We start from the raw sequence: 1,412 nt of genomic DNA on the forward strand, positions 1-1,412 counted from the left end.
TTAACGCTGAGGTGTGATGACGAGGCACTACGGTGCTGAAGTAACAAATGCCCTGCTTCCAGGAAAAGCCTCTAAGCATCAGGTAACATCAAATCGTACCCCAAACCGACACAGGTGGTCAGGTAGAGAATACCAAGGCGCTTGAGAGAACTCGGGTGAAGGAACTAGGCAAAATGGTGCCGTAACTTCGGGAGAAGGCACGCTGATATGTAGGTGAAGCCCCTGCGGGTGGAGCTGAAATCAGTCGAAGATACCAGCTGGCTGCAACTGTTTATTAAAAACACAGCACTGTGCAAACACGAAAGTGGACGTATACGGTGTGACGCCTGCCCGGTGCCGGAAGGTTAATTGATGGGGTTAGCGGTAACGCGAAGCTCTTGATCGAAGCCCCGGTAAACGGCGGCCGTAACTATAACGGTCCTAAGGTAGCGAAATTCCTTGTCGGGTAAGTTCCGACCTGCACGAATGGCGTAATGATGGCCAGGCTGTCTCCACCCGAGACTCAGTGAAATTGAACTCGCTGTGAAGATGCAGTGTACCCGCGGCAAGACGGAAAGACCCCGTGAACCTTTACTATAGCTTGACACTGAACACTGGTCCTTGATGTGTAGGATAGGTGGGAGGCTTTGAAGCGTGGACGCCAGTCTGCGTGGAGCCAACCTTGAAATACCACCCTTTAATGGCTGGTGTTCTAACGTAGACCCGTGATCCGGGTTGCGGACAGTGTCTGGTGGGTAGTTTGACTGGGGCGGTCTCCTCCCAAAGAGTAACGGAGGAGCACGAAGGTTAGCTAATCCTGGTCGGACATCAGGAGGTTAGTGCAATGGCATAAGCTAGCTTGACTGCGAGAGTGACGGCTCGAGCAGGTGCGAAAGCAGGTCATAGTGATCCGGTGGTTCTGAATGGAAGGGCCATCGCTCAACGGATAAAAGGTACTCCGGGGATAACAGGCTGATACCGCCCAAGAGTTCATATCGACGGCGGTGTTTGGCACCTCGATGTCGGCTCATCACATCCTGGGGCTGAAGTAGGTCCCAAGGGTATGGCTGTTCGCCATTTAAAGTGGTACGCGAGCTGGGTTTAGAACGTCGTGAGACAGTTCGGTCCCTATCTGCCGTGGGCGCTGGAGAATTGAGGGGGGCTGCTCCTAGTACGAGAGGACCGGAGTGGACGCATCACTGGTGTTCGGGTTGTCATGCCAATGGCACTGCCCGGTAGCTAAATGCGGAAGAGATAAGTGCTGAAAGCATCTAAGCACGAAACTTGCCCCGAGATGAGTTCTCCCTGAGACTTTAAGTCTCCTGAAGGAACGTTGAAGACTACGACGTTGATAGGTCGGGTGTGTAAGCGCAGCGATGCGTTGAGCTAACCGATACTAATGAACCGTGAGGCTTAACCTTACAACGCCGAAG

At 53.1% G+C, this 1,412-nt stretch carries 1 rRNA gene; it reads left to right on the top strand.

The features are described 5' to 3' along the window. Positions 1 to 1,400, top strand: a 23S ribosomal RNA gene (locus ACMVME_RS22765); the annotation flags it as partial. Positions 1,401 to 1,412: the final 12 nt, after the last annotated feature.

It is taken from the genome of Enterobacter cloacae complex sp. 2024EL-00711, from assembly GCF_047529885.1.
In the GTDB taxonomy this organism is placed as follows: domain Bacteria; phylum Pseudomonadota; class Gammaproteobacteria; order Enterobacterales; family Enterobacteriaceae; genus Enterobacter; species Enterobacter ludwigii.